The 23,358-nt window shown below is 54.3% G+C and carries 24 protein-coding genes and 2 pseudogenes; 15 read left to right on the forward strand and 11 right to left on the reverse strand.

The genetic code is table 11. The annotated features are described in order from the left end of the window. Positions 1-942 precede the first annotated feature (942 nt). On the reverse strand, positions 943-1,656 hold the full coding sequence (locus ATU_RS13810; RefSeq protein WP_010972674.1) for a hypothetical protein: 714 nt from the start codon (positions 1,654-1,656) through the stop codon (positions 943-945). An 88-nt stretch (positions 1,657-1,744) separates the two neighbouring features. After that, positions 1,745-2,498 (reverse strand): annotated as a pseudogene (locus ATU_RS13815) (IS5 family transposase). A gap of 68 nt (positions 2,499-2,566) precedes the next feature. Here ATU_RS13815 and ATU_RS13820 point away from each other — a divergent pair. Next, positions 2,567-2,986 carry a hypothetical protein gene (locus ATU_RS13820; RefSeq protein WP_035257524.1) on the forward strand — a complete coding sequence of 140 codons (420 nt, stop codon included), beginning with the start codon at positions 2,567-2,569 and terminating at the stop codon, positions 2,984-2,986. Between the two features lie 406 nt (positions 2,987-3,392). Here ATU_RS13820 and ATU_RS13825 read toward each other — a convergent pair whose 3' ends face one another. Together ATU_RS13825 and ATU_RS13830 are read right to left on the reverse strand one after the other, a co-directional pair. Next, the gene (locus ATU_RS13825) at positions 3,393-4,601 is read right to left on the reverse strand and encodes an O-antigen ligase family protein (RefSeq protein WP_051883815.1); all 1,209 of its coding nucleotides are present in this window, start codon (positions 4,599-4,601) and stop codon (positions 3,393-3,395) included. A gap of 229 nt (positions 4,602-4,830) precedes the next feature. Then, a complete protein-coding gene (locus tag ATU_RS13830; protein ID WP_162180334.1) occupies positions 4,831-5,079 on the reverse strand; it encodes a hypothetical protein in 249 nt (82 codons plus the stop codon). 430 nt (positions 5,080-5,509) lie between these two features. On the opposite strand from ATU_RS13830, the gene ATU_RS13835 reads away from it, so the two are divergent. After that, the gene (locus ATU_RS13835; RefSeq protein WP_010972679.1) at positions 5,510-6,577 is read left to right on the forward strand and encodes an acyltransferase family protein; all 1,068 of its coding nucleotides are present in this window, start codon (positions 5,510-5,512) and stop codon (positions 6,575-6,577) included. A 26-nt stretch (positions 6,578-6,603) separates the two neighbouring features. Here the strand turns inward: ATU_RS13835 and ATU_RS13840 are convergent, their stop codons facing one another. From ATU_RS13840 to ATU_RS13860, 6 genes are all read right to left on the reverse strand, one after another. Next, positions 6,604-7,527 (reverse strand): SRPBCC family protein, encoded by a 924-nt coding sequence (locus tag ATU_RS13840; protein ID WP_010972680.1) that lies wholly within the window; start codon positions 7,525-7,527, stop codon positions 6,604-6,606. Beyond that, positions 7,524-7,865: an ArsR/SmtB family transcription factor gene (locus tag ATU_RS13845; protein ID WP_035257518.1), complete on the reverse strand. Its 342-nt coding sequence runs from the start codon at positions 7,863-7,865 to the stop codon at positions 7,524-7,526. The genes ATU_RS13840 and ATU_RS13845 overlap by 4 nt, the downstream gene beginning before the upstream one ends. Before the next feature lie 227 nt (positions 7,866-8,092). Then, the gene (locus ATU_RS13850; protein ID WP_010972682.1) at positions 8,093-8,782 is read right to left on the reverse strand and encodes a type VI immunity family protein; all 690 of its coding nucleotides are present in this window, start codon (positions 8,780-8,782) and stop codon (positions 8,093-8,095) included. After that, positions 8,730-8,855 (reverse strand): hypothetical protein, encoded by a 126-nt coding sequence (locus tag ATU_RS26910; protein ID WP_258114296.1) that lies wholly within the window; start codon positions 8,853-8,855, stop codon positions 8,730-8,732. The genes ATU_RS13850 and ATU_RS26910 overlap by 53 nt, the downstream gene beginning before the upstream one ends. An 84-nt stretch (positions 8,856-8,939) precedes the next feature. Continuing rightward, entirely contained in the window at positions 8,940-9,344 is a 405-nt protein-coding gene (locus ATU_RS13855) for a type II toxin-antitoxin system VapC family toxin (RefSeq protein WP_010972683.1), read from the reverse strand. Next, positions 9,341-9,574, reverse strand: a complete 234-nt coding sequence (locus tag ATU_RS13860) for an AbrB/MazE/SpoVT family DNA-binding domain-containing protein (protein WP_006312031.1) — start codon at positions 9,572-9,574, stop codon at positions 9,341-9,343. Before ATU_RS13860 ends, ATU_RS13855 begins: the two co-directional genes overlap by 4 nt. Positions 9,575-9,763: 189 nt before the next feature. Between ATU_RS13860 and ATU_RS26915 the strand changes: the two genes are divergently transcribed. From ATU_RS26915 to ATU_RS13875, 4 genes and pseudogenes are all read left to right on the forward strand, one after another. After that, positions 9,764-9,892: a hypothetical protein gene (locus ATU_RS26915; protein ID WP_266021412.1), complete on the forward strand. Its 129-nt coding sequence runs from the start codon at positions 9,764-9,766 to the stop codon at positions 9,890-9,892. A gap of 105 nt (positions 9,893-9,997) precedes the next feature. Next, the gene (locus ATU_RS13865) at positions 9,998-10,549 is read left to right on the forward strand and encodes a P-loop nucleotide/nucleoside kinase family protein (RefSeq protein WP_010972685.1); all 552 of its coding nucleotides are present in this window, start codon (positions 9,998-10,000) and stop codon (positions 10,547-10,549) included. Positions 10,550-10,588: 39 nt separating this feature from the next. Further along, positions 10,589-11,178: pseudogene (locus ATU_RS13870) on the forward strand (histidine phosphatase family protein). Positions 11,179-11,248: 70 nt separating this feature from the next. After that, positions 11,249-11,632 (forward strand): ester cyclase, encoded by a 384-nt coding sequence (locus tag ATU_RS13875; protein WP_010972688.1) that lies wholly within the window; start codon positions 11,249-11,251, stop codon positions 11,630-11,632. A 70-nt stretch (positions 11,633-11,702) separates the two neighbouring features. On the opposite strand, the gene ATU_RS13880 is transcribed toward ATU_RS13875, so the two are convergent. Then, positions 11,703-12,266, reverse strand: coding sequence for a hypothetical protein (locus ATU_RS13880; protein WP_035257513.1), 564 nt, complete (start codon positions 12,264-12,266; stop codon positions 11,703-11,705). A gap of 404 nt (positions 12,267-12,670) precedes the next feature. Between ATU_RS13880 and ATU_RS13885 the strand changes: the two genes are divergently transcribed. The 9 genes from ATU_RS13885 to ATU_RS13925 all read left to right on the forward strand — a co-directional run bounded on the left by ATU_RS13885 (position 12,671) and on the right by ATU_RS13925 (position 23,320). Continuing rightward, complete coding sequence (locus ATU_RS13885; protein WP_010972690.1) at positions 12,671-13,381, forward strand: GntR family transcriptional regulator; 711 nt, start codon at positions 12,671-12,673, stop codon at positions 13,379-13,381. Between the two features lie 30 nt (positions 13,382-13,411). Beyond that, positions 13,412-14,527 (forward strand): ABC transporter ATP-binding protein, encoded by a 1,116-nt coding sequence (locus ATU_RS13890; protein WP_010972691.1) that lies wholly within the window; start codon positions 13,412-13,414, stop codon positions 14,525-14,527. Next, complete coding sequence (locus ATU_RS13895; RefSeq protein ID WP_010972692.1) at positions 14,524-15,453, forward strand: ABC transporter permease; 930 nt, start codon at positions 14,524-14,526, stop codon at positions 15,451-15,453. The genes ATU_RS13890 and ATU_RS13895 overlap by 4 nt, the downstream gene beginning before the upstream one ends. Before the next feature lie 11 nt (positions 15,454-15,464). After that, positions 15,465-16,346 (forward strand): carbohydrate ABC transporter permease, encoded by an 882-nt coding sequence (locus ATU_RS13900; RefSeq protein ID WP_003517572.1) that lies wholly within the window; start codon positions 15,465-15,467, stop codon positions 16,344-16,346. Between the two features lie 60 nt (positions 16,347-16,406). Then, positions 16,407-17,936: an extracellular solute-binding protein gene (locus tag ATU_RS13905; RefSeq protein WP_010972693.1), complete on the forward strand. Its 1,530-nt coding sequence runs from the start codon at positions 16,407-16,409 to the stop codon at positions 17,934-17,936. A gap of 71 nt (positions 17,937-18,007) precedes the next feature. Next, complete coding sequence (locus ATU_RS13910) at positions 18,008-20,338, forward strand: alginate lyase (RefSeq protein ID WP_010972694.1); 2,331 nt, start codon at positions 18,008-18,010, stop codon at positions 20,336-20,338. A gap of 15 nt (positions 20,339-20,353) precedes the next feature. Continuing rightward, entirely contained in the window at positions 20,354-21,103 is a 750-nt protein-coding gene (locus tag ATU_RS13915; protein WP_010972695.1) for an SDR family NAD(P)-dependent oxidoreductase, read from the forward strand. 16 nt (positions 21,104-21,119) lie between these two features. Next, positions 21,120-22,289: an SGNH/GDSL hydrolase family protein gene (locus tag ATU_RS13920; protein WP_010972696.1), complete on the forward strand. Its 1,170-nt coding sequence runs from the start codon at positions 21,120-21,122 to the stop codon at positions 22,287-22,289. Continuing rightward, positions 22,286-23,320 carry a hydroxyacid dehydrogenase gene (locus ATU_RS13925; RefSeq protein WP_035257505.1) on the forward strand — a complete coding sequence of 345 codons (1,035 nt, stop codon included), beginning with the start codon at positions 22,286-22,288 and terminating at the stop codon, positions 23,318-23,320. Before ATU_RS13920 ends, ATU_RS13925 begins: the two co-directional genes overlap by 4 nt. The last annotated feature ends 38 nt before the right edge of the window (positions 23,321-23,358 follow it).

Raw genomic sequence — 23,358 nt, forward strand, 5'->3', positions numbered from 1 at the left:
TGATATTGTTATTATGATCGATCGCCACTCAAATCTGAACTCCACTCCAATCAAACCCATCTCGCTCATATAGTTTCCGCGCATAACGATTCTCCATTCAAATCAGCAAATTCAACATAAAACTCATATATTTATGCGTAGTCGGCCCGCAATCCGCAAATTGCAGGTCAGTAAAATCAGTTTTGTCCGCAGATTCTCATCCGCCCTCATTCAAAAATATACAATCTAACAGCGCATATATTTTATATGTTTTGCGCTGGTTATTATATAAATATATGTTTGCAGAAGCCGCTCAGGTCGCAACTCACCTGCCCTCCCCTCTTCCTATTGACCATCGAATCAAAACTCTCCTTCTGGTTGCGTAAATACTACTTCTTGAGCTTCCGATTTCGAAGCTTTGCCCTGGCAAAAAGAGATCGTGCCAGCCTTCTCCTCATCAGGGCGGTATCTGCACGAGTAGCAAGGACGTACATTTCATAGAGACCCATTTGAACACACCTTTCCTATCACGCGACGCAGCTGCGACCGTGTTGTGAACTCCATCTCTTTTTCCATCAGCCTTTCAGCTCGATGGGCATTGCAACGGGGCACTGAAAATTGCCGCCTAGGGAAAATAAAGACACTTATCAGTGCCCCGCATCAGCGGTTTATGCCTGTCAGAGCGTGTCCTTCAGCCAATGCGTTTCGGAGAAATAGAAAGGCCCACCACAAACCAGATTCCATCTCTCCTCCGGTCACGGCCAGAGGACTTTACCTGTCAGACCGCGAAATATGAGAGCGACGTCTTTCTCTCACAGCCGGCGCTGGTTCAGTTTCAAAACAGGAATGTCTTCCTATTCATCGCCGAACAAGGAAGAAGTATAAACCAGAGAAAAAGGGTGGGGATGTGCGAGGAAATGAAATAAACGAAATAAACCCGTAAAAAACTAACTGCCTACACCACTATTCAAAAGCCACATCAAACGACTCGCCCGATCGTAATAAATCCAAGAGTCTAACCAATGAACCTTCATTGCCCCTACGGTCCATCCATTTCATAACTTCGCAAGCAGCAGCGCTGTATATGCCGACGTCCCCGATGCTAGCGCGCCGCCACCACTCATCGAGATCGGCTATCACCGCCCCGCTGACACCCTCTTTACACGAAAGTCTACCGGAAGGGTCAACGTTCAAATATCTACGATCTTGTGATGCGACCACTGCTACCCCTTCATCAAACCAAATGGGGACAGACGACATATTATAAAAGCCTAGCCTAAAGCCAATCTCAATATGAGAAAGCTCATGAGCCAAAATGCCAGAGTTATTTCCATCACGATAGACAACAATAGCCCAATGCCCAAACGACGAAGCCTTCTCCCCACGTCTACCTAGGTACGTGGCGCAATTCTTGGACACGCACAAAAATATTGCGGGTAGCGGAGCCTCAACCTCACCGTAGACCTCTCTCAATAACAAATGTGCGGCATCGAGATTACTCAAAATCTTATCTTTCTCAAGATCCGCATTTAGGCTCGCGTCAATATAAATCCCCCCTTCAACCTCGACAAAACCAAAACAAGGCGGACAAACAACCGCGCCAAAGATCGGAAAAAAGTAAATAAAAGCCGAAAATAAAAATATCAAAAAAGCCGATAATAAGAAAATATATTTCATGAATTATCCATTATCAAAACATTGCCAAAATCAATTCTCCAAATATTATTGCAAGTACTCTTAAATTCCTCTTTGTGAGCAGCCATAACTAGGCCGTGGACTCGTTATGACGGAGTACGATGCGAATGCAAGCTAGCTTCGTCATTGCGAGAAACGTCATTCCAAGTTTGTCGTATCGGGTTGCAACCCGTCTGAAGTATTTGAGCTTGTTAAGAAGCGCTCATGAGGTTGCGCTTTTTTGTACAGCCAAGGGCTGAAGACGATTGCCTCCTTTTGATTAGACTTTCGCGGAATATTAGCCCACGAGCGTTGCGCGCTCATCTTTGAGCGTAGCCAGTTGGCATCATATGCATTGTCCGCAAGAAGCATCGCACCTGACGGAAAGATTATCGAGTAGTTCGCCCGCTGCCGTAAGGTCATGGGCATGACCGGGTGTAATGGCAATCTTGATTGGCAGCCCTTTTCCATCGGTTAAAGCATGGATTTTGGTTGTGAGACCGCCGCGACTTTTTCCAAGGCAGCGATCTGGGTGATCCGTCCTCAATGTTGCCGCTGAATGATGTACGCGAATTGAAGTGCCGTCGATCATCGTGATCCGATCATGCGATGTGCTGGTGAGGCCGTCCATCATGCTGTCCCAGATTCCGGCTTTCATCCAGCGTCGGAAGCGATTGTAGCAGGTGATGTAGGGGGCCATAGCGCTGTGGCACCTCACGCCAAGGAGCACCCGATCGCAGAACCCAGAAAATGCCGTTCAGCGCGCGACGGTCATCAACACGAGGCACACCTCGCGGCTTGTTGGGCAACAGCGGCTGAATCACGCGCCACTCGTGGTCGGTCAGATCGTATCGGCCCGTGACGGCACTGAATCAGACGTTGATCGCTCTTGGAAGATGTATAGCCTTGCCGCATGAAAGACAACCCTGAGATGCTCCTTCCAGATACACTGCGATCTGCCGCTTGTCGCAGCGGCGGTGAATGGGGTTGGCAACCTGAAACAATATCTCTGGTTATCAATGAAGCCGAGAAATTAGGCCTTCTTAACGTTGACGGGCCACTGCAATTCCTGCTGCCGGAAGCTACCTGCGAATGTTATTGGGTAGAGGTAAACACGTTGATGAGCGAGCCAGACGGTTTAACTTGGGCCGAGCGCGTCGCACTCTCCGCAACAACCGCACGACAGCAGATGGTTGATATCAGCCTTCGTTACGACTTTATCGAAGAAGGGCGAAAAGCGTTTGCCGACTCTTTTGCAGCTTACGACGCTGCTGGTTGCAACGTCCGCGACCGCATGTGTTTTATTTGGTACTTACAGGCTGACCGCCCTTAATCGCCTCGCCGCCCGTTTATGGGTTCACGGCTCAATATAGGTCAACCAGCGAGGGATGGGAAAGAATGAGGAAATAAAAAGTTCGCCATATAAAGCGGAGCAGGCGTAAATTAAGGAACAAATTGGCGTCAAGTAGCTGAAAAACAAAACGAATGAGAAACCACTACAGGCCCGGAGAACAACTAAAAATCCAAGTGATCAAACACGCAATGTCCCCTTTTTTGAGCGATAAAAGTCGTCAAGTCAGTAGTGACGCGAGAGACACCTTCTATCGCAAGGCATCAACCAACACCCTTGGGACGAAAATGACAATGCTCCCGCGTGACATCTTAAACCTCTACGAGATTCCTAACGTCAATATTTGAATTGATGGAAACGACACATGGTTTTCACTCTATTATTCTATTCATGAGTTCACGGAAGATAAACTAGTGGCTTCAGGACATACAGACTGCTGACTTTTAAACAGTTTCAACAAGTACCGCAAAATTGCCCGCCCCCGAACCAAGCGATAATCGAGATCCAAACAGGTGTAACCTATCAACAAACCGGCCCAACACATAAAGGCGGCGTTGAAGTCCAGTTCCTCAAAAAAATAACCGCAAGTCAGTGTAACTGCCACGTAAAGAAAAAAGCGCACCTTTCTATAACGAAACAACATATATGCGACTGAGGACACAACAAAAAAACCAACTAAAATACCCGAAGTAAAAGCAGTCGAAACAAAACCATTGTGAGGCGTCCCCAAGTTACTGAACGCATTCATTGCAGCCATCCTAGCGGCAAGTCCTATACCAAAAGGGTTATGGAGGGCCACTTGTATGCCATACCCGAGAGATTCAAGCCGTTCGAAAATATTCGAGCTAGCATTTTCGTCCTCAAGAAATCTCTTTGAGATCGCGCCATCGAGTAGATCGAACGAGCCAAAGAAAATCACCATTGAGCCAATTAATGTTCCAATGCAGCCATAAACCAATGTCAAAGTTATTTTTCGGTTCGAGAACGAAGACATGTACGATATCAGTCCTATCAATACGACCGTACCCATCCCGGATCTATTTAGTGTGGCGCTAAACGAAACAAGGTATATCGCTACAAATGATGCAAATATAAAAAAATTGCGACGCCTTTCCGTTAAAGACGCCGCAGCGGCAGCGGCTAGGGCAAACACTGGACCAGCTTCATTTCCGTGCGTCCACAGTCCGCCGGCTTTTTCGAAGCGAAGCAGAGGCGCATTGTAGTCGCCCTTTGCCGCTGCGTCAGCGACCGCTTCATAGTCAAACACAAGGGCGAGACCTATCTTCGTAAGAGTGTAAGGAACATACAAATCAATCAACAAAAAAATTGTCGTCGTCGCGAATCCTGCCAGGATTCCCCAACAAAACAAATCCAAGCACCCCTCACGGAGCAAAGCAAACGTAAAGGGAAGAAAATAAAGTAAATATAAAAATGTAAAGACAGACGAATATAGTTCGCCTTGCCGCCTATCGGTGAAAAAAAATAGACAGGTTAAGAATGCAAACATAATCGGAGCAATATGAGTCAAAATCAGCGCCGAATTAAATAGCCTTATATATACCAAATACAATATTGGCAGCGTCGATATGACTAACATGTCTGTAATTCTAAGAAATGGCAATCCAAAGGCTGTCGGAATTACATTACACTGGGACAAGAAACCAAACAAAAATATATATAAACGGACAATACCTCGGGATACAATTATCCGCGTCGGATATAATGGTAAAGCTTCAATGAAGCTAGGTAGATCATTGTAACGCCGCAATTTGTTAAGCCTTCGTCGATGCAATTTGAAAAGCCTCATGCAATAATGCTATGACGTCTCACCAAGCTAGATCGCAAAACATCTCTTCTTTTTCTTCCTCGTTTAAGGCCCGGTATTCATAGTTGTTGGCCTCGCCTCGCCGCATGACCACACGAGTCAGCCTTTCCCCATCCACCGAAGTTACAGGAAAAAAAACGTGCACACGTATCCATTCGTCGGGTTGGCGCCACCGCTTGTTGTTTTTAAATAATGCAGCTATCGTCAGAAACTTGCGATAGAAAAATGACGGCACAACGAGTGCACTCATTGTCATTCCAATCTTTTAAAAAAAATATCAAAAATATCAAAAAAAACTTTTACTCTAGGAATCCACTCTAATCAAGAACCCTCGCGTCGCTAGGGCTGTTGCCGCGGGTCCATCATTCTCAGCTTGCAAATTCATTAGAAATTTGTGTACCTCTTCAGGAAAAGGATTTTGCTTCTTGGCAGCCGTCCAACCATTTACTTTTTGCGCGCCACCATTTCAGTTTCATAAAAGTCACCAGTCAGACTATCTCCTTCAAGGCAGTTCTTGAAGTAGGCGTGACGACAATTGATTAGATAAAAAATTTCTGAGAATAGGGCTTTAGAGAGTAATAGAACAACTTCGTCCCACTATAATATCAAATTAGAGCAATATTTTAGACCGATAGGTTACTATTCGATAATTTTCTACGACGGTATTTTGAGGCCATAAAATGATTATCAATCTGCAGGCTTTGAGAGCAGTGGCGGCTTTCCTAGTATTCTTTCATCATTTCTTACCCTACGTAGATCGTTTGTTTCCGGGGGCCAAAGTCTATGAATTCGGAGCCGCCGGGGTTGATATATTTTTCGTTCTCAGTGGATTCATTATGGTGTTGACCACGTTCGGGAAAGACAGAGACCCGGCAAAATTCTTCTTAAACCGAATTATTCGTATCGTTCCTATATACTGGATAATGACGTTGGCTATCGTAGCCCTGTTCCTCATTGGGTTTCGCCCCATTGGCGTGATCGATCTGCAACTCAGCTACATTTGGAAATCTCTTTTCTTTATCCCATTCACGCGCAACGGCCTGTGGGAGCCAATTTTGTCTGTTGGTTGGACGCTGAATTTTGAAATTTTCTTCTATTCGCTGTTTGCTTTGCTACTTTTTGTTCCTAATTTCGGAATGAGAATAGCGCTTTTGGTAACAATTCTGATTTGCCTGGCTAGTTCAGGAATAATTCTCGCGAAAAACCCATATCTAGAATATTATACCAGCCCAGTAATCCTTGATTTTGCCATAGGAGCAGCATTTGGTGCTTTTTATGTTTCGAGACGCGAAAATTCTCCTTCAGCCAATCCAACAATTGCTTGGATTTTAATTGCCAGTGGAGCACTTATTATTGCTGTCACGGGCAACGGTTTGGGTCTAAGTTATAGTAACAATATATTTCGACCAATGACTTGGGGATTAGCTGGTTTAATGCTTATCTCCGGGTGCGTATTCCTTGAGGAAAACGGCTTGGTTGCGCGAAATAGACTCGTTATCCACCTTGGAAACGCAAGTTATTCAATCTATCTCGTTCACAATTTAATGATTCAAGTTTCTGAAAAAGCGGTAGGTCTATTTTTTACGCCCGGCTTAGTCGCACTAGGGATAATGGCTCTATGTGCTTTAGCGCTCACCACCATATTTGGGTTGGCCTCCTATAAATTCATTGAGTATCCTATAAATCAAGGTTATCGCCGAATAACGATCAAGAAACAGAGTATAAAGGAGCTCGGATTTCGGATATAGAAAATGTCGATGCAGGATCGGTCCATTTAAAAAAACTTGGCGAAGCGCTCCAGTTTGCCCAGCGTTTGCTGACCCAGCTCCACGGCGCCGAAACCCTTCGCTTGCTGGAACTCGGCGTCCGTGCTGAACACCATGCCCAGCACAACTTTCGTCGCGCCATCCTGATCTTCGAAGGAGGCCCAGGCATCGGCATGTTTCGGACCGTTTTCGCCCCACAGCAGCGTATAGGCAAGCCGCTCTTCAGGCCGGATCTCGACATAACGATGATGGTTCGGGAAGACTGTGCCGTCAGGGCCGATCATGTCAAAGACCCATTCGCCGCCGGTGCGCAGATCAATCCTCTTCGTGCGGCAGGAAAAGCCTTCAGGGCCCCACCATTGCGGCAGCGTCTTCTCGTTCATCCAGGCTTTCCAGACGATGTTTCGCGGCACCTTTATCACTCGTTCCAGCACCATGGTCCGCCCGGCCACGCTGGCCAGATTGTTGAGACCCGCGCCGAAACCTTCGTGATAGCCATCGCGCATATCCCTGGCCAGAGAGGAAAGCTGCACCGTTACGGTCAAGCGGCTCCGCTCTTCCGCAGACTGAAAATCGGCAGTGACCAGCGCTGCCGACTGGGTTACGCCGCCGGATGAGACCACCTCGTAATTCACGCTGCGGCGGGTTGGCTGCAGCTCCAGCCAGCCGCATTCACAGCGAATATCCGGCTGGCCGGCGACCTTGCAGAGCGACACTTCGCGACCGCCCAGCCTGCTGTCCGCCTCCAGGAACTCCACGGTGACCGAGGGTGAGGGAGAAGCCCACACCGCCCGGGCGGCGGGTGACAGCCAGACCTGCCAGAGAGCCGATAGCGGAACGGCAATTTCCCGTTCAAAGCTGAGCGTCGCAAAACCGTCTTGTGGCTGATGCGGTTCAGCGTGTGCGCTTTGTTGACCCGGTTTCGTTGTCATTCGGAATCCTCCTTCATGGCCTGCATTGCAAATGCCTCCAGCCGGTCAAGCCGGCTCTCCCACATCGCCCGCTGCTCATCGAGCCACGTGCATACCGGCTCCAGCGCCTCCGGCACGATGGCGCAGGTGCGCACCCGACCATCCTTGGACGTGATGATCAACCCCGCCTCCTCCAGCACGGAAAGGTGCCGCATGACCGTGGGCAGACGCAGCCCCGTGGGAGCGGACAGCTCCATGACCGGTGCCGGCCCGCCGCCGAGGCGCGCCAGAATCGCCCGCCGCGTCGGATCGGCCAGAGCCTGGAAGATCAGTGAAAGTTCGCGATGATGCTTAGTCATATTGCTAACTATCATGCTTCATCGTGGCGGAGCAAGGGAAAACTTAGCAAATCAACTAAGTTTTATCGGCAGGAATGATCTCCGGGTATGAGATGCCTTAGTGTCGCCCAGACGTTTCACCTCCGCTCCTTAAGGATGGCCATCGGGGTGATGAAATCGTTGAGGCTGGGCGAGCTTAACGTTCACCATCGTCAAATCGATGAGTCCACCATTGCGTACACTCCATCTCATCGACACCGTAAGGCGCTCATATATAGGGATAATCCCAGGCCTCCTAACGCAGGGGCTTGAGAAAATCGTTGACTGCGCGGTACGCCGCGGGCACCCGCCTGGAAAACGACGCCTCCTTCGTAGGGATGGAGGACAATCTCGTCTCCCAGCACGTCTCTTGCTTTCTCTAAGCCACCGACCCGCGCCAGCAGTTCATCGTTGATGGCTGTCAACCAATTCACGTCTCGGATCACATCGGTGCGACGCAATATTTCCAACGTGAAATTGCTGCCATCTTCGTAAAGAAGGCCTGGAAACCGACGAAACAAAGGATATGCTTTTTCAGTCGCACCTGCCGCATAGGAACAGAAGAAAAGCGACATGCCGGACACTGCATAAAAAACCCGAAGATCGCGGCAAGCATCAACAAAGAGGCGAACCATGCCGGTTGGATTGCGTGATAATTCCGATAGCCGCGCCTGATACATCAGCCGCCCGTTACCACCGCGGTATCCGACGCTCGGAAGAAGGACAGTGAAGTAGTCGTGAATCGGATCGGTCGAACGCAACGCCTGCTTTGGCATGTGCCTGATATAGAAGCTCGCGGTCTCTGCCTCGTCAAAATATTCATCTTGTGACAGATAATTCGCGACGTCATGGCGCAGCGACGACGACGTGCGAAACGCCCTGCTGCAGGCAGCCGGCATGATCCGCGACCTGCATATCGTCCTCGACAGCAAAACCGAAATCAGCCTCGTCAAGCCAGCCAGTTGAAAGCATTGCGGCTCGCCTGACCTCAGGCGAAGAGCGCGAAACTACTTCGAAAACCGAAGTCGGCTCACAAGTGCTAAGGCCCGCGCATTCCTAAACTTCAGGTGAGATCAAAGTGACAGTTGGAAAATACGATCGGTAACGAGCCACATCTCGCGTCAACAAGGGAAGGTTTTGTATTGCTGCGTGGGCGCCGATAAAAAAGTCAGGCAAAACACCGGTACGGGTCCCGCCGCCCCGGTGATACTTGGTAAAGGCCTTACCTGCCAGAAATAACGCTGCGCGAGGAAAAGGGGTGAACTTCAACCCCGCCTGATCAACAAAAGCGTCAAGCTCTTCTATCCGCTCATATCGAACAGATAGTTCCGCGTAGACAACGTCATTGATGTACAGCGAACCTGAAACGCTTGCCAGTTCGAGCTGCTCGATTGACCAATCGGCCCAAACCGGGTCGTCCGTCACAAGATCAAGCAGCACATTTGTATCGACAAGCGTCACTCGTCACCACGGGTCAAAGCCATGATGGCGTCGGTACCAAGACCTTCACCGGCATGTCCGCGCAGCTTAGCAAAACGCGTCAGTGGCTGTTTCTTGTCCGCCCTGACGAGAACGATCCGTCCATCGGGAGCCCGGACAAAATCGACCGAGCTTCCCGGTGAGATCCCTAAAAGCTCGCGTACAGCTTTTGGAATGGTGACCTGCCCTTTGGCCGTTACCGTTGTTGTCATGTCAAATTTCCGTAATACCGTCGTAACCAACGGTATTACTTCTGTGCCTCCTTTGCAACTCGTCTCGTTACGAAACGGTCGCTACGACCCAGATATCAGATCATACCGGAAACATTCAGCCTGCCGCCATTAGGCTTTCGTTAACCATACGGGACCACCCTTCCCTTACAGCAACGATGGAGGTTGGCTATGGCTTACGACTGGGACCGCAATGGACGCGACGGCCAGTTCGATGAACTGGCGGCAGGTCTGATATTCTTTACAATCGTCACCCTGCTTCTGGCGTCTGCTTATCTTGTGATAAGCTTTGCCAGATAGGGGGCCTCATTTGCCTGCGAGCCAAGATAGGAAACACCAGGGTGGTAACGTCGATAGACGAATGATTACATCATTAGCCGCTTTACGCATGCCCAACGTCAGTGAATGAACATGACGGACGATCTTGGCGGTAATATCCTGCTTCTCTCCGGGCACCCCGGCTCTGGCAAATCCACAATCGCCGAAGCGCTAGCGAACCTTCCCGGCGTTCCAAAGGTGCATTTTCACAGCGATGATCTGTGGGGATATATCAAGCACGGCCGCATCGATCCATGGCTGCCGCAATCCCATCAGCAGAACCGCATGATCATGCAGATCGCCGCCGATGTTGCCGGTCGTTACGCCAAGGAGGGCTACTTCGTCATCCTTGACGGCGTCGTCCGACCGGACTGGCTGCCGGCCTTTACGGCACTTGCCCGGCCGCTGCATTACATTGTGCTGCGCACGACAGCGGCTGAGGCGATCGAACGCTGTCTGGACCGGGGTGGCGACAGCCTCAGCGATCCACTGGTGGTCGCCGATCTTCACTCCCAGTTCGCCGATCTCGGCGCCTTTGAGCACCATGTCCTGCCAGTGTCAGGCAAGGACACGGATCAGGCTTTGCAGTCGGCCATCAATGCGCTGCAATCGGGACGTTTCCGTATTGATGCTTCCTAGTGACAGCAATCGATAACGAACGTGCAGGATGAAACAAGCGTGGCTCTACCGACCATTTACCTCCTTCGCCACGGCGAAACTCTCTGGAACTCTCTTGGCCGGTTTCAGGGGCAATTGGATTCACCCTTGACGCCACGGGGCGTTGAACAGGCGGACCAGGTTGCTCGCCTGCTCCGCGACGCACTCAACAATGATAACCAGTTGTTCCAGATGCAGATCAGTCCGCTCGGGCGCGTGCGACAAACGGCAGAACGGGTACAGTACAGGCGAAGCTGCCGCTCCCGCATATCGAAGATGACCGACTGGTTGAGGTCACGACAGGGTCCTGGGACGGGTTGACGCGTTTTGAAATCGACAACGAGTTTCCCGGCCATCTTGACGGGTCCAATGCGTTCGACTGGTATTTCAGGGCACCAGATGGCGAAAGTTTTGATGATTCCTGCAAGCGCGCGACGTCATGGATCCTGGATGTCCGGCATCCGACCATCGCCATTTCCCATGGTCTGTTCGGGCGGATCCTTCGGGGTGTTTTTCTCGGGCTTTTAAAGCAGGAAATGCTCGAGCTACCCGTTCCGCAGGATGGGTTTTACCGGCTAGATGATGGCAGGTGCGAGCTCATCACAGTTTGACCTGCACCAGTATGATTCGGTAACTCCAGAGTTGCGGGCAGCACAAACCATACTGGTAGAGGAAGACAACTTGCAAACACTCAACGACATCTATCTCGCTTACCTCGACTCCCTTAATCACCAAGCCTTCGATGAACTCGGCACCTTCGTCGACGACAATGTCGAACACAATGGCCGGCCGTTCGGGCTGTCGGGCTATCGCGATATGCTGGTCAAGGACTTTGCCGACATTCCCGACCTGCGATTTGAGGCCGAGATTCTTGTCAGCGACGCGACGCGGCTTGCCGCCCGGCTGTTTTTTGACTGTACGCCCAAATCCATCTTCATGGACCTTCCGGTCAATGGCCGGCGCGTTCAATTCTGCGAGCATGTTTTCTACGACTTCGAACAGGCAAAAATCCGTAGGGTCTGGTCGGTCCTCGACAAGGTCGCAATTGAGCGCCAGCTTGGCTGACAATCTTAAGTTCCACGGGAAGCGGCCTGTCGGATTATGCGACAATTTACCTGAAGTTTACGCCACTACCTCACTGACTTGAACGGATATTGACGACAGCGGATGAGCCGATCTGGACAAAAGAATACTCGACCGCACCTCGTTTCCACCAGGCTGTCGTACTTTCTATCGCGTCATTTTTGTCGAGATTATCCGGTGCACCAAGCCGCTCCGACAAGGCATCCAGAAAACCGGCAGGCCTTGCCGTGGAATAGGCGCATGCCTTGTGTCCGTTTGGACCAGTCGCAACCCAAAAAGACAATGACTCGGCTCTGCCGGCGTTCTCGCCCCGCCAGCCCACGACCACCACCGAACCCTCATTATATGCGACGAAACTACGACGCCATTCCTCCGTTTCCGCGGCGGTCAGCCGCGGCCAGCCAAGTTCGTCACCCTTGATCATCGCGGCCTGCATGGTGGGCGCTTCACAGATATTGAGAAGGCGCTCCGCCGTCATGTCCGCCGGCATTGCCATGGCCACCCCGAAATAAAAAAATGCAGAGCAAAAACTGCCGATGGCCGATACCTCAAGATACCGAAGCGGACCTGCTCGCTCTGCGTTTCTCATTCTCTTCTCCGATTCGTCATCGTCCATGGAGTCAAACCGCCACGTCCGAAGCCCCTTCTGGAGCCATCGGAAACATCCCTCCGGCCGTGGCCGAAGAACGATATCACGCCATGCTGGACGCACCAGCACATAACTTAAATCAAACTGTCTCCGGTAAAGCCAGGGTTGGTTTAGATCGTGCCCTTGCGCGCACTCTCACGAATTTAACTTGGTTCCAGCCATTTCGCTCCTCGAACCAGCTAAGCACTGCACTTCGTCCTTTGGGCCGATATCGCGGCAAACTGACCGCTTGACAGAAATTTCGCATTCCGATATGTCAGAAACTCTTCTGATATCTCAGTTATGGATTTGATATGTCTAATCCCCTCGAGTTTCCATCCCTGCCCCTGTCCGAGTTGGTTACTCCCGACGAATTGCCGGAGGGCGGCAACATGACCAATCGGATCCATGCGCTGCTCCGCAAGCTCATTGTGGAAGTCAAACTACTTCCTGGGCGCGCGCTGTCGGAAAAAGAGATCGCCGCACTTTTGAATGTCAGCAAAACGCCTGTACGCGAAGCGATCATCCGCCTGTCGGAAGAGGGCTTCGTCACCGTTGTTCCACAGGGCGGTACATACATCTCACCGATCGATGTGCAGCGGTACATGGAAGCCTGCTTCATACGGTTCAAACTGGAAGAGGGCGCGGTCATAGAGGCTACGAAGCGCCATTCGCTTGAAGACATCGCGCGCCTCAAGACCTGCCTCTCAAATCAGCGCATTGCTGCAAAAGACGAAGAATTCACGAATTTCTTCCTGCTTGACGAGGAATTCCACAAGACCATCTTTGCAGCCGCGCGCCTTCCGGGCGCCTGGAGCGTGGTCAACCAGGCCAAGGGCGAAATGGACCGTATGCGGCATCTGAAACGCGTATTTGCGGTCAGACGCACAGAAAAGGTTATCGAGGAGCACGAGGCAATCGTGGATGGAATCGAGTCAGGCGACGTCGAAGCGGCACGCGAAGCCGTCCAGCGCCATCTCGGGTCACTCGAAACCAAAATCGCAGAACTCTCCAAGAACCCGAAGATCTGGACCTTCATCGAGCAGGTCAACACGCGCGTCACGAGGAAGCGCGCATCGCGGGGGTCGAAGACACCTGACTGACCATACGAGGCTTTTGAGGAGGGGCCTTTCATGTCCGCAGTTCAAATCAACGACGTCGTCAAGCGCTATGGCGCCCTAGAAGTCGTCCACGGTATCAATCTTTCCATACAGCCGCAGGAATTCGTTGTCCTCGTTGGTCCTTCGGGATGCGGAAAATCCACCACGCTGCGTATGCTCGCCGGACTGGAGGACATCTCGGACGGCACCGTTTCGATGGACGGCCGGGTGGTCAACAAGGTCGCGCCGAAAGACCGCGATGTCGCCATGGTATTCCAGAACTATGCGCTCTACCCCCATCTGAGCGTGGCCGAGAACATCGCGTTCGGCCTGCGCGTCAGGGGCGAGAAACGGGCCGTCGTCGACAAGGCCGTTGCGGAAGCCGCACAGATATTGGGACTTACCGAATATCTGGCCCGCAAGCCGGCCGATCTTTCCGGTGGCCAGCGCCAGCGCGTCGCCATGGGCCGCGCCATCGTGCGCCAACCGAAAATCTTCCTGTTCGACGAACCCCTCTCCAATCTTGACGCCAAGCTGCGCACCCATATGCGCGCCGAGATCAAGCTGCTGCACAAACGGATGCAGGCCACCAGCATCTACGTGACCCACGACCAGGTGGAGGCGATGACGCTTGCCGACCGCATCGTCATCATGAATGGCGGCCATATCGAACAGGTCGGCTCGCCAATGGAGGTTTTCCTCGAACCGGCGAACACATTTGTCGCAAGCTTCATCGGCTCGCCACCAATGAACCTACTCGACGGAACCATCGAAAAGCAGGATGGCACCGTGAAGGTCAGGCTCACGGGCGGCTCCGGGCAGCGCTTCAGCATCCCCGATGCCTTCGCGAAGAACGCAATCGAAGGACAGACCGTCAAGCTCGGCCTGCGGCCGGAAATCATGTCGGTGGAAGATAGCGATGGCCGCGAGGTTCTCCATTGCAGCATTGACCTTGTGGAGCCGCTGGGCGCTGAAGCACTGCTGCATGGAAAGGCGGATGGCCAGCCATTTATCGCCAAAGCCGAAACGCTTTATGGCGATCATGCCCTTAACGGCGTCAACCGGCTTTCCATCGATACCGCCCGCGTCCACGTCTTTGACGCGGCGACCGGAAGATCGCTCAAAATCCGGGATGGAGCGCAGCCATGAAACAGGATTTTCAAGGGCGCCTTCACGACCTTCAGGAAGACGTGCGCCGTGACTGGCAACTCTACCTGCTGCTGGCGCCAATGCTCATCTGGTTTGCGGTTTTCCTCTACAAACCCATGTACGGATTGGTCATCGCATTCCAGGATTTCTCGATCTTCCGCGGCATCGAAAAGAGCCCCTGGGTCGGTTTTGCGAATTTCGTGGAGCTCTTCCGCAACGACATGTTCGTGCGTTCCTTCTGGAACACCATCACCATCAGCGGCCTCGGCCTGATCTTCGCCTTTCCGGTGCCAATCATTCTGGCCCTGATGTTTAATGAGGTTCAGAACGGCACTGCCCGGAGCTGGGCGCAGACCGTCGTTTACCTGCCGCATTTCATCTCTGTGGTGATCGTCGCCGGCATTGTCATCAATTTCCTCTCGCCCTCGATAGGCATCGTCAATCTCATGCTGAAAGGCCTTGGATTTGAGCCGATCTATTTCCTGACCCAGCCGGAATGGTTCCGTCCCGTCTATATCGGCTCATCGGTCTGGAAGGAGGCAGGCTTCGAATCCATCGTCTATCTCGCCGCCATCGCCGGCGTGAGCCCGACGCTTTACGAATCCGCCCGGGTGGATGGCGCATCGCGCTGGCAGATGATGTGGCGTATCACCCTGCCCTGCATCCTGCCGACGATCGTGATCATGCTGATCATCCGCATCGGCAATCTGGTCGAAGTCGGGTTCGAATATATCATCCTGCTCTATCGCCCATCCACCTACGAGACGGCGGACGTCGTTTCCACCTTCATTTACCGCACCGGCCTGCAGGGCACCCAATACGATCTTGCGACTGCCGCCGGCCTGTTCAACGCGGTCATCGCCTTCGTCCTCGTCTATTCGGCAAATCGCATCAGCCGAAAAGTCTCGTCGACATCGCTGTGGTGAGGAGCTGAAACATGGCAAACTTCAATCTCTATTCCCGTGGCGACAGGATTTTCGGCTGGGCAAACGCCATTCTTCTCGGCCTGTTCGTCCTGTCGACACTCTATCCTTTCATCTATGTGCTGTCGGTCTCGCTCTCCTCGGGCGCTGCCGTCACCGCCGGCCGCGTCACCCTCTGGCCCGTCGATGTCACGCTTGCCGCCTACGATCGGGTCTTGTCCGACAGGATGTTCTGGGTCGCCTATGGCAACACCTTCATCTATACCTTCGGCGGCACGCTCATGAGCCTGCTGATCATGATACCCGGCGCCTATGCCCTGTCGCGCAAACGCCTGCGTGGCCGCACGTTCTTCAACATCGCCATCGCGTTCACGCTCTGGTTCAACGCCGGCATGATCCCGTTCTTCCTGAATATGCGCGATCTCGGGCTTCTCGACAGCCGTTTCGGCATCATCCTCGGTTTCGCGGCCAATGCCTTCAACGTCATCCTGCTGCGGAATTTTTTCGAAGCGGTGCCGAAATCCTTCGAAGAGGCCGCGAAGATGGATGGCGCCAGCGAATTGCAGCTGCTTTGGAAGGTGTTCATTCCGCTGTCGAAGCCCGCAATCGTCACGGTCGCGCTGTTCTGCATCGTATCGCGCTGGAACGGTTATTTCTGGGCCATGGTGCTGCTGCGCGGCGAGGAGAAAATTCCGCTTCAGGTCTATCTGAAGCGCGTCATCGTCGATCTCAATTCCAATGACGAATTCGCCTCGAGCCTGCTGACCGCCCACTATTCGTTCGAGACGGTGACATCGGCGATCATGATCGCTTCCATTATTCCCGTCCTCATCATTTACCCCTACGCGCAGAAGTATTTCACCAAAGGAATTCTGCTGGGCGGAGTCAAAGAGTAGCAGCACAAGGGAGGAGAACCTGTGAGAGCACTACGAAAAGGCGCGCCCCTACTGGCGTTGATGACAGCCGCAACCCTGGCTTTGCCGGTATCGGCGCAGGATTCAGGCAAGATCACCGAAGACCCGCTGGAACTGACTATCCATTTTCATTTCCGCGACAAATACGTCTATTCGGAAAAATGGCCGGTGGAGCAGAAGGCAGCGGAAATCACCAATATCCATGTCCGCAATGTTGCATCCCTGGCAACCACCAGCAGCCGTGATGCCTTCAATCTTCTGATCGCCTCAGGCAACCTTCCCGACATCGTTGGCGGTGACGCCAACGGTGGTTTGAAGGAGGATTTCATCCGCTACGGGCTGGAGGGTGCGTTCATTCCGCTCGATGAGCTGATCGAGGAAAACGCCCCCAACCTTAAGGCCTTCTTCGACAGCCACAAGGAAATCCGCAATGCGATTTCCGGACCGGACGGCAAGCTTTATTTCATCCCCTATGTGCCTGACGGCAAGTTCTCGCGCGGCTGGTTCATCCGCCAGGACTGGCTCGACAAGCTCGGCCTGAAGCAGCCGGAGACACCGGAAGAGGTCTACGAAGTTCTGAAAGCCTTCCGCGACAAGGACCCGAACGGCAATGGTCTCAAGGATGAAGTGCCTTATTTTGCCCGTGAGGAAATCGATGCCGTCCGCCTCATCAACCTGTGGGACGCTCGTGTGTCGGGATCCGAACGTTATGGCGACTTTGCCGTTTACGACGGGCAGCTGCGTCACCCGTGGGCAGAGGAAAACTACAAGACGGGCATTTCCAATGTCGCCAAGTGGTACAAGGAAGGCCTGATCGACAAGGAGATATTCACCCGCGGCGCCCGTTCGCGCGAATATCTCCTGGGCAACAATCTCGGCGGGATGACGCATGACTGGTTCGCCAGCACGTCGACCTACAATGACGCCCTGTCGCCCAAGATTGAAGGCTTTGCGCTGAAGCCGATGCTTCCGCCCAAGACCGTCTCGGGCCAACGCTTCGAGGATTCGCGGCGCCTGCGTGTCCAGCCCGTCGGCTGGGCAATTTCGGCGACCAATGAACACCCGGTCGAAACCATCAAATATTTCGACTTCTGGTTCTCACAGCAGGGCCGCATCCTGTCGAATTTCGGCGTTGAGGGTCTGACCTACGAAATGGTCGATGGCAAACCGCAGTTCAAGAAGGAAATCCTCGACAACAAGGATCCGGTCAATGCCCAGCTCTGGGCGGTCGGTGCGGCGATCCCGCGCGGATACTGGATGGATTACGAATATGAGCGCCAGTGGACGAACAAGATCGCGCTTGAGGGCATCGACCTCTACGAGAAGTGCAACTGCCTCAAGGACGAGTTCATGGGCGTTTCCCTGAACGCCGAGGAAAAAGCGACCTTCGACCGCTACTGGCCTAGCATCCTCACCTACATGACCGAGATGCAGCAGACCTGGATTCTCGGCGCGCAGGACGTCGATACCGGCTGGGACGCCTACAAAAAGCGCCTCACTGCTCTTGGTTACGACGAGGTCATCAAGATGATGCAGTCGGCCTATGACCGCCAGTACAAGGCGGCGCAATAAACCCTCCGACCATGATGGCGGCCTTGTCGCCGCCATCCTTTCCCTTCTGTTTTCATAGGAGTTAGAGCGCAATGCGTCCCTCTGCCCCGGCCATCTCCAGACAGACACTTCTCGATGAACCCCGCCCGGGCTCATTGACCATTGGCTACGAGCCGAGCGAAGAAGCACAACCGACGGAGAACCCTCCGCGCTTTTCATGGCTACCCGATATTGACGACGGCGCGCGTTACGTGCTGCGCATTTCGACCGATCCCGGTTTTACAGACAAAAAAACGCTCGTCTTCGAGGATCTCGCCTGGAATTTCTTCACCCCGGATGAAGCACTGCCGGACGGCCATTATCACTGGTGTTATGCGCTATGGGATCAGAAATCCGCAACAGCGCATTCCAACTGGAGCACCGTACGCAGTTTCGAGATCAGTGAAGCACTGCCGAAAACGCCGCTGCCCGGCAGGTCTGCCCGCCATGCTGCCGCGCAAACCAGCCACCCTCGGCTGTGGCTCAACTCCGAGCAATTGAGTGCCTTCGCCGATGCCGTTGCGAAGGACCCCAACCATTGTGGCTGGGCCGAGTTTTACGAAAAATCGGTCGAGCCGTGGCTCGAGCGGCCGGTCATGCCGGAACCGCAGCCCTATCCCAACAACACGCGTGTCGCCACGCTCTGGCGGCAGATGTATATAGACTGCCAGGAAGTGATCTATGCGATCCGGCACCTGGCCATTGCCGGCCGCGTGCTCGGACGCGACGACCTTCTCGATGCATCCCGCAAATGGCTGCTGGCCGTCGCCGCCTGGGACACGAAAGGTGCGACCTCACGCGCCTATAATGACGAGGCGGGGTTCCGCGTCGTCGTCGCACTCGCCTGGGGTTATGACTGGCTGTACGACCATCTGAGCGAAGACGAACGCAGGACCGTGCGATCCGTTCTTCTCGAACGGACGCGGGAAGTTGCCGATCATGTCATCGCACACGCCCGCATTCACGTCTTTCCCTATGACAGCCATGCGGTGCGCTCGCTTTCGGCTGTATTGACGCCGGCCTGCATCGCACTTCAGGGAGAAAGCGACGAGGCTGGCGAATGGCTCGACTATACCGTCGAATTCCTTGCCACGCTCTATTCTCCCTGGGCGGGAACCGATGGTGGTTGGGCGGAAGGTCCGCATTACTGGATGACCGGCATGGCCTATCTCATCGAGGCCGCCAATCTGATCCGCTCCTATATTGGTTATGACCTCTATCAACGGCCGTTTTTCCAGAATACCGGTCGCTTCCCGCTTTACACCAAGGCGCCGGGAACCCGCCGCGCCAACTTCGGCGACGACTCCACCCTTGGCGACCTTCCCGGCCTGAAGCTGGGATACAACGTCCGGCAATTCGCCGGCGTCACCGGCAATGGCCATTACCAGTGGTATTTCGATCACATCAAGGCCGATGCGACAGGCACGGAAATGGCCTTTTACAATTACGGCTGGTGGGACCTCAACTTCGACGATCTCGTCTATCGCCACGATTACCCGCAGGTGGAAGCCGTGTCTCCCGCCGACCTGCCGGCACTCGCCGTTTTCGATGATATTGGTTGGGCGACCATCCAAAAAGACATGGAAGACCCGGACCGGCACCTGCAGTTCGTCTTCAAATCCAGCCCTTACGGTTCGCTCAGCCACAGTCACGGCGACCAGAATGCCTTTGTGCTTTATGCCCATGGCGAGGATCTGGCGATCCAGTCCGGTTATTACGTGGCGTTCAATTCGCAGATGCATCTGAATTGGCGGCGTCAGACACGGTCGAAAAATGCCGTGCTGATCGGCGGCAAAGGCCAATATGCGGAAAAGGACAAGGCGCTTGCACGCCGCGCCGCCGGCCGCATCGTCTCGGTGGAGGAACAGCCCGGCCATGTTCGTATCGTCGGCGATGCAACCGCCGCCTACCAGGTTGCGAACCCGCTGGTTCAAAAGGTGCTGCGCGAAACCCACTTCGTTAATGACAGCTATTTCGTGATTGTCGACGAAGTCGAATGTTCGGAACCCCAGGAACTGCAATGGCTTTGCCATACACTCGGAGCGCCGCAGACCGGCAGGTCAAGCTTCCGCTACAATGGCCGGAAAGCCGGTTTCTACGGACAGTTCGTTTACTCTTCGGGCGGCACGCCGCAAATCAGCGCCGTGGAGGGTTTTCCCGATATCGACCCGAAAGAATTCGAAGGGCTCGACATACACCACCATGTCTGCGCCACGGTTCCGGCCGCCACCCGGCATCGCCTTGTCACCCTTCTGGTGCCTTACAGCCTGAAGGAGCCGAAGCGCATTTTCAGCTTCATCGATGATCAGGGTTTTTCCACCGACATCTACTTCAGTGATGTCGATGACGAGCGTTTCAAGCTCTCCCTTCCCAAGCAGTTCTAACATACGAGGTTTCCAATGCAGCGTTTTACCAACAGAACCATCGTTGTCGCCGGGGCCGGCCGGGATATCGGCCGGGCATGCGCCATCCGTTTCGCACAGGAAGGCGCCAATGTCGTTCTTACCTATAATGGCGCGGCAGAGGGCGCGGCCACAGCCGTTGCCGAAATCGAAAAGCTTGGTCGTTCGGCTCTGGCGATCAAGGCGGATCTCACAAACGCCGCCGAAGTCGAGGCTGCCATATCTGCGGCTGCGGACAAGTTTGGGGAGATCCACGGCCTCGTCCATGTTGCCGGCGGCCTGATCGCCCGCAAGACAATCGCAGAAATGGATGAAGCCTTCTGGCATCAGGTCCTCGACGTCAATCTGACATCGCTGTTCCTGACGGCCAAGACCGCATTGCCGAAGATGGCCAAGGGCGGCGCGATCGTCACTTTCTCGTCGCAGGCCGGCCGTGATGGCGGCGGCCCGGGCGCTCTTGCCTATGCCACTTCCAAGGGTGCCGTGATGACCTTCACCCGCGGACTTGCCAAAGAAGTCGGCCCCAAAATCCGCGTCAACGCCGTTTGCCCCGGTATGATCTCCACCACCTTCCACGATACCTTCACCAAGCCGGAGGTGCGCGAACGGGTGGCCGGCGCGACGTCGCTCAAGCGCGAAGGGTCGAGCGAAGACGTCGCCGGTCTGGTGGCCTTCCTCGCGTCTGACGATGCCGCTTATGTCACCGGCGCCTGCTACGACATCAATGGCGGCGTCCTGTTTTCCTGATGATCCGGATCGCCTCATGTCGGTAACGCTCCCCCGGGCTGGCCGGATTGCCATTCTCGGCACCTCGCTCGTCCAGCAGAACCATATTGGTGACGCCAGCTCGCTTGCCACATCGGCACGCGGCTGGATGAGCTGGGCCGAGGTCCTGTCGCATGGCAGGCTTTGCTGCCCGGTCCACCACGATCCATCCGTGCCGCCCGGCTGGGAGCCGAGCAACCGGCCGGGCATCAGCCGGTTCTTTTCCGGTCTCAATTTCGGAGTTTCCGGCCAGAAGGCGGTCGAGATCGAACGCCGGCTGCCGCGGTTGCTGCAATCGGATTTCGATCTGGTCATCATCGATGCCGGCACCAACGACATGATGGTGGAAACGCGCCAGACGATTGCAGACACGCGGGCAAGGATCGCCTCAGTCCTGCTCGCCGCCGGCAAGACCGTCATTTTGCTTCCCATTCTGGCGCGAAGCACTGGAAAATGGCCGGCGGCCGGTGCAGAGCGGGCAAAGGCCCACTGGATCAACCGGCAGAGCACCGAATTTGCCGCCAACAACGCCAATTGCCATGTCTTCGACTGGAACGCAGCATGGGTCGATCCTGACAACGAATTCGGCGAACCATATCCGGGCTATTCCGATGACGGAACCCATTTTTCCGTAGCCGGCGCCTTTGCGGTCGGGCAATTGCTGGCGGATTATCTCGAAACGATCGTGCCCCGTGCGCCGGCCCGGCTCCTGTCAAAGGATGATTGCTTCGATCCGGTCAACAATCCCGCCGGCAATCTCGCATCGGACCTCTCGGCCCGGATCGTCACCGACGCGGATGAGCAGAATCATCGTCTCGGCGGGCAGCTTGTCCACCCCGGCACGGGAGTATGGGTGGAGGCTATCTGCGATGTGGAGGTACCGGCGCATGATGGTGTCCTCGGGATATCGCTGCGACTGAAAGACGTCGCAGCCGAAGGACAGACGGTGACAGCGCTGGCACCGTTTCGTGCCGATGACGGCAGGCTTTTTTCCTTTCCGTCCGCACAGTGGCAAGGCGCGTTAAGAACCCCTCCCCTGAAACTGCGGCCGGGCAAAGCACCGCCTGAGCTTTTTCTCGATGTGATCCTGCAGCCCGGTTCTCAACCGATTGAGATCGATGTTTCCTGCATCGACATCCACCCCATTTCAAATCCGGTGCGCGCATGAAACATTCTCAGGACAAACCACGCCTGCTGATTGCGATGCGTAGCGAGCTTCCAGAAGGCTTCTTCGGTCCGCGCGAATGGGCAAGGCTGAATGCCGTAGCGGACATTATTCCGGGCTTTCCCCATACGGATTTCGACACGGCGAACGGTGCCGAGGCTCTCGCCGAAGCGGATATTCTGCTCGCTGCCTGGGGTACGCCATCCCTGACACGCGAACGACTTTCACGCGCGCCGCGGCTGAAAATGCTGGCCTATGCGGCATCATCGGTGCGGATGGTTGCGCCCGCAGAATTCTGGGAGACGTCGGATATTCTGGTCACGACAGCAGCTTCCGCCATGGCCGTGCCGGTTGCCGAATTCACCTATGCGGCAATCATCATGTGCGGCAAGGATGTGTTTCGATTGCGGGATGAACATAGAACAGAGCGCGGCACCGGCGTTTTTGGCAGCAGGCGCGGCAGAAGCCTGCCCTATCTTGGCAATCATGCCCGCAAGGTTGGCATTGTCGGCGCCTCGCGCATCGGGCGGCTGGTGATGGAGATGCTGGCGCGCGGCACATTCGAGATTGCCGTTTACGATCCCTTTCTGTCGGCGGAAGAGGCCGCATCCCTTGGCGCGAAGAAAGCCGAACTGGACGAGCTTCTCGCATGGTCCGATGTGGTCTCGCTGCACGCGCCGATCCTGCCGGAAACGCACCATATGATCGGCGCCCGCGAACTGGCGCTGATGGCGGACCATGCCATCTTCATCAACACGGCGCGGGGCTGGCTGGTCGACCACGATGCATTGCTGACTGAAGCGATTTCCGGACGGCTGCGCATTCTGATTGACACGCCCGAACCCGAGCCCCTGCCCACGGACAGCCCGTTTTACGATCTGCCCAATGTCGTTCTAACCCCCCATATAGCCGGGGCGCTGGGCAATGAATTGCGCGCACTTTCCGATCTGGCCATTACCGAAATTGAACGTTTCGTGGCGGGACTTGCGCCCCTCCACCCGGTCCACAAGCAGGATATGGAACGTATGGCATGAGTGGTTCCGACTATTGCTTTTCGACCCTCGGCTGCTCC

Origin of the sequence: Agrobacterium fabrum str. C58, assembly GCF_000092025.1 — a bacterium.
In the GTDB taxonomy this organism is placed as follows: Bacteria; Pseudomonadota; Alphaproteobacteria; order Rhizobiales; family Rhizobiaceae; genus Agrobacterium; species Agrobacterium fabrum.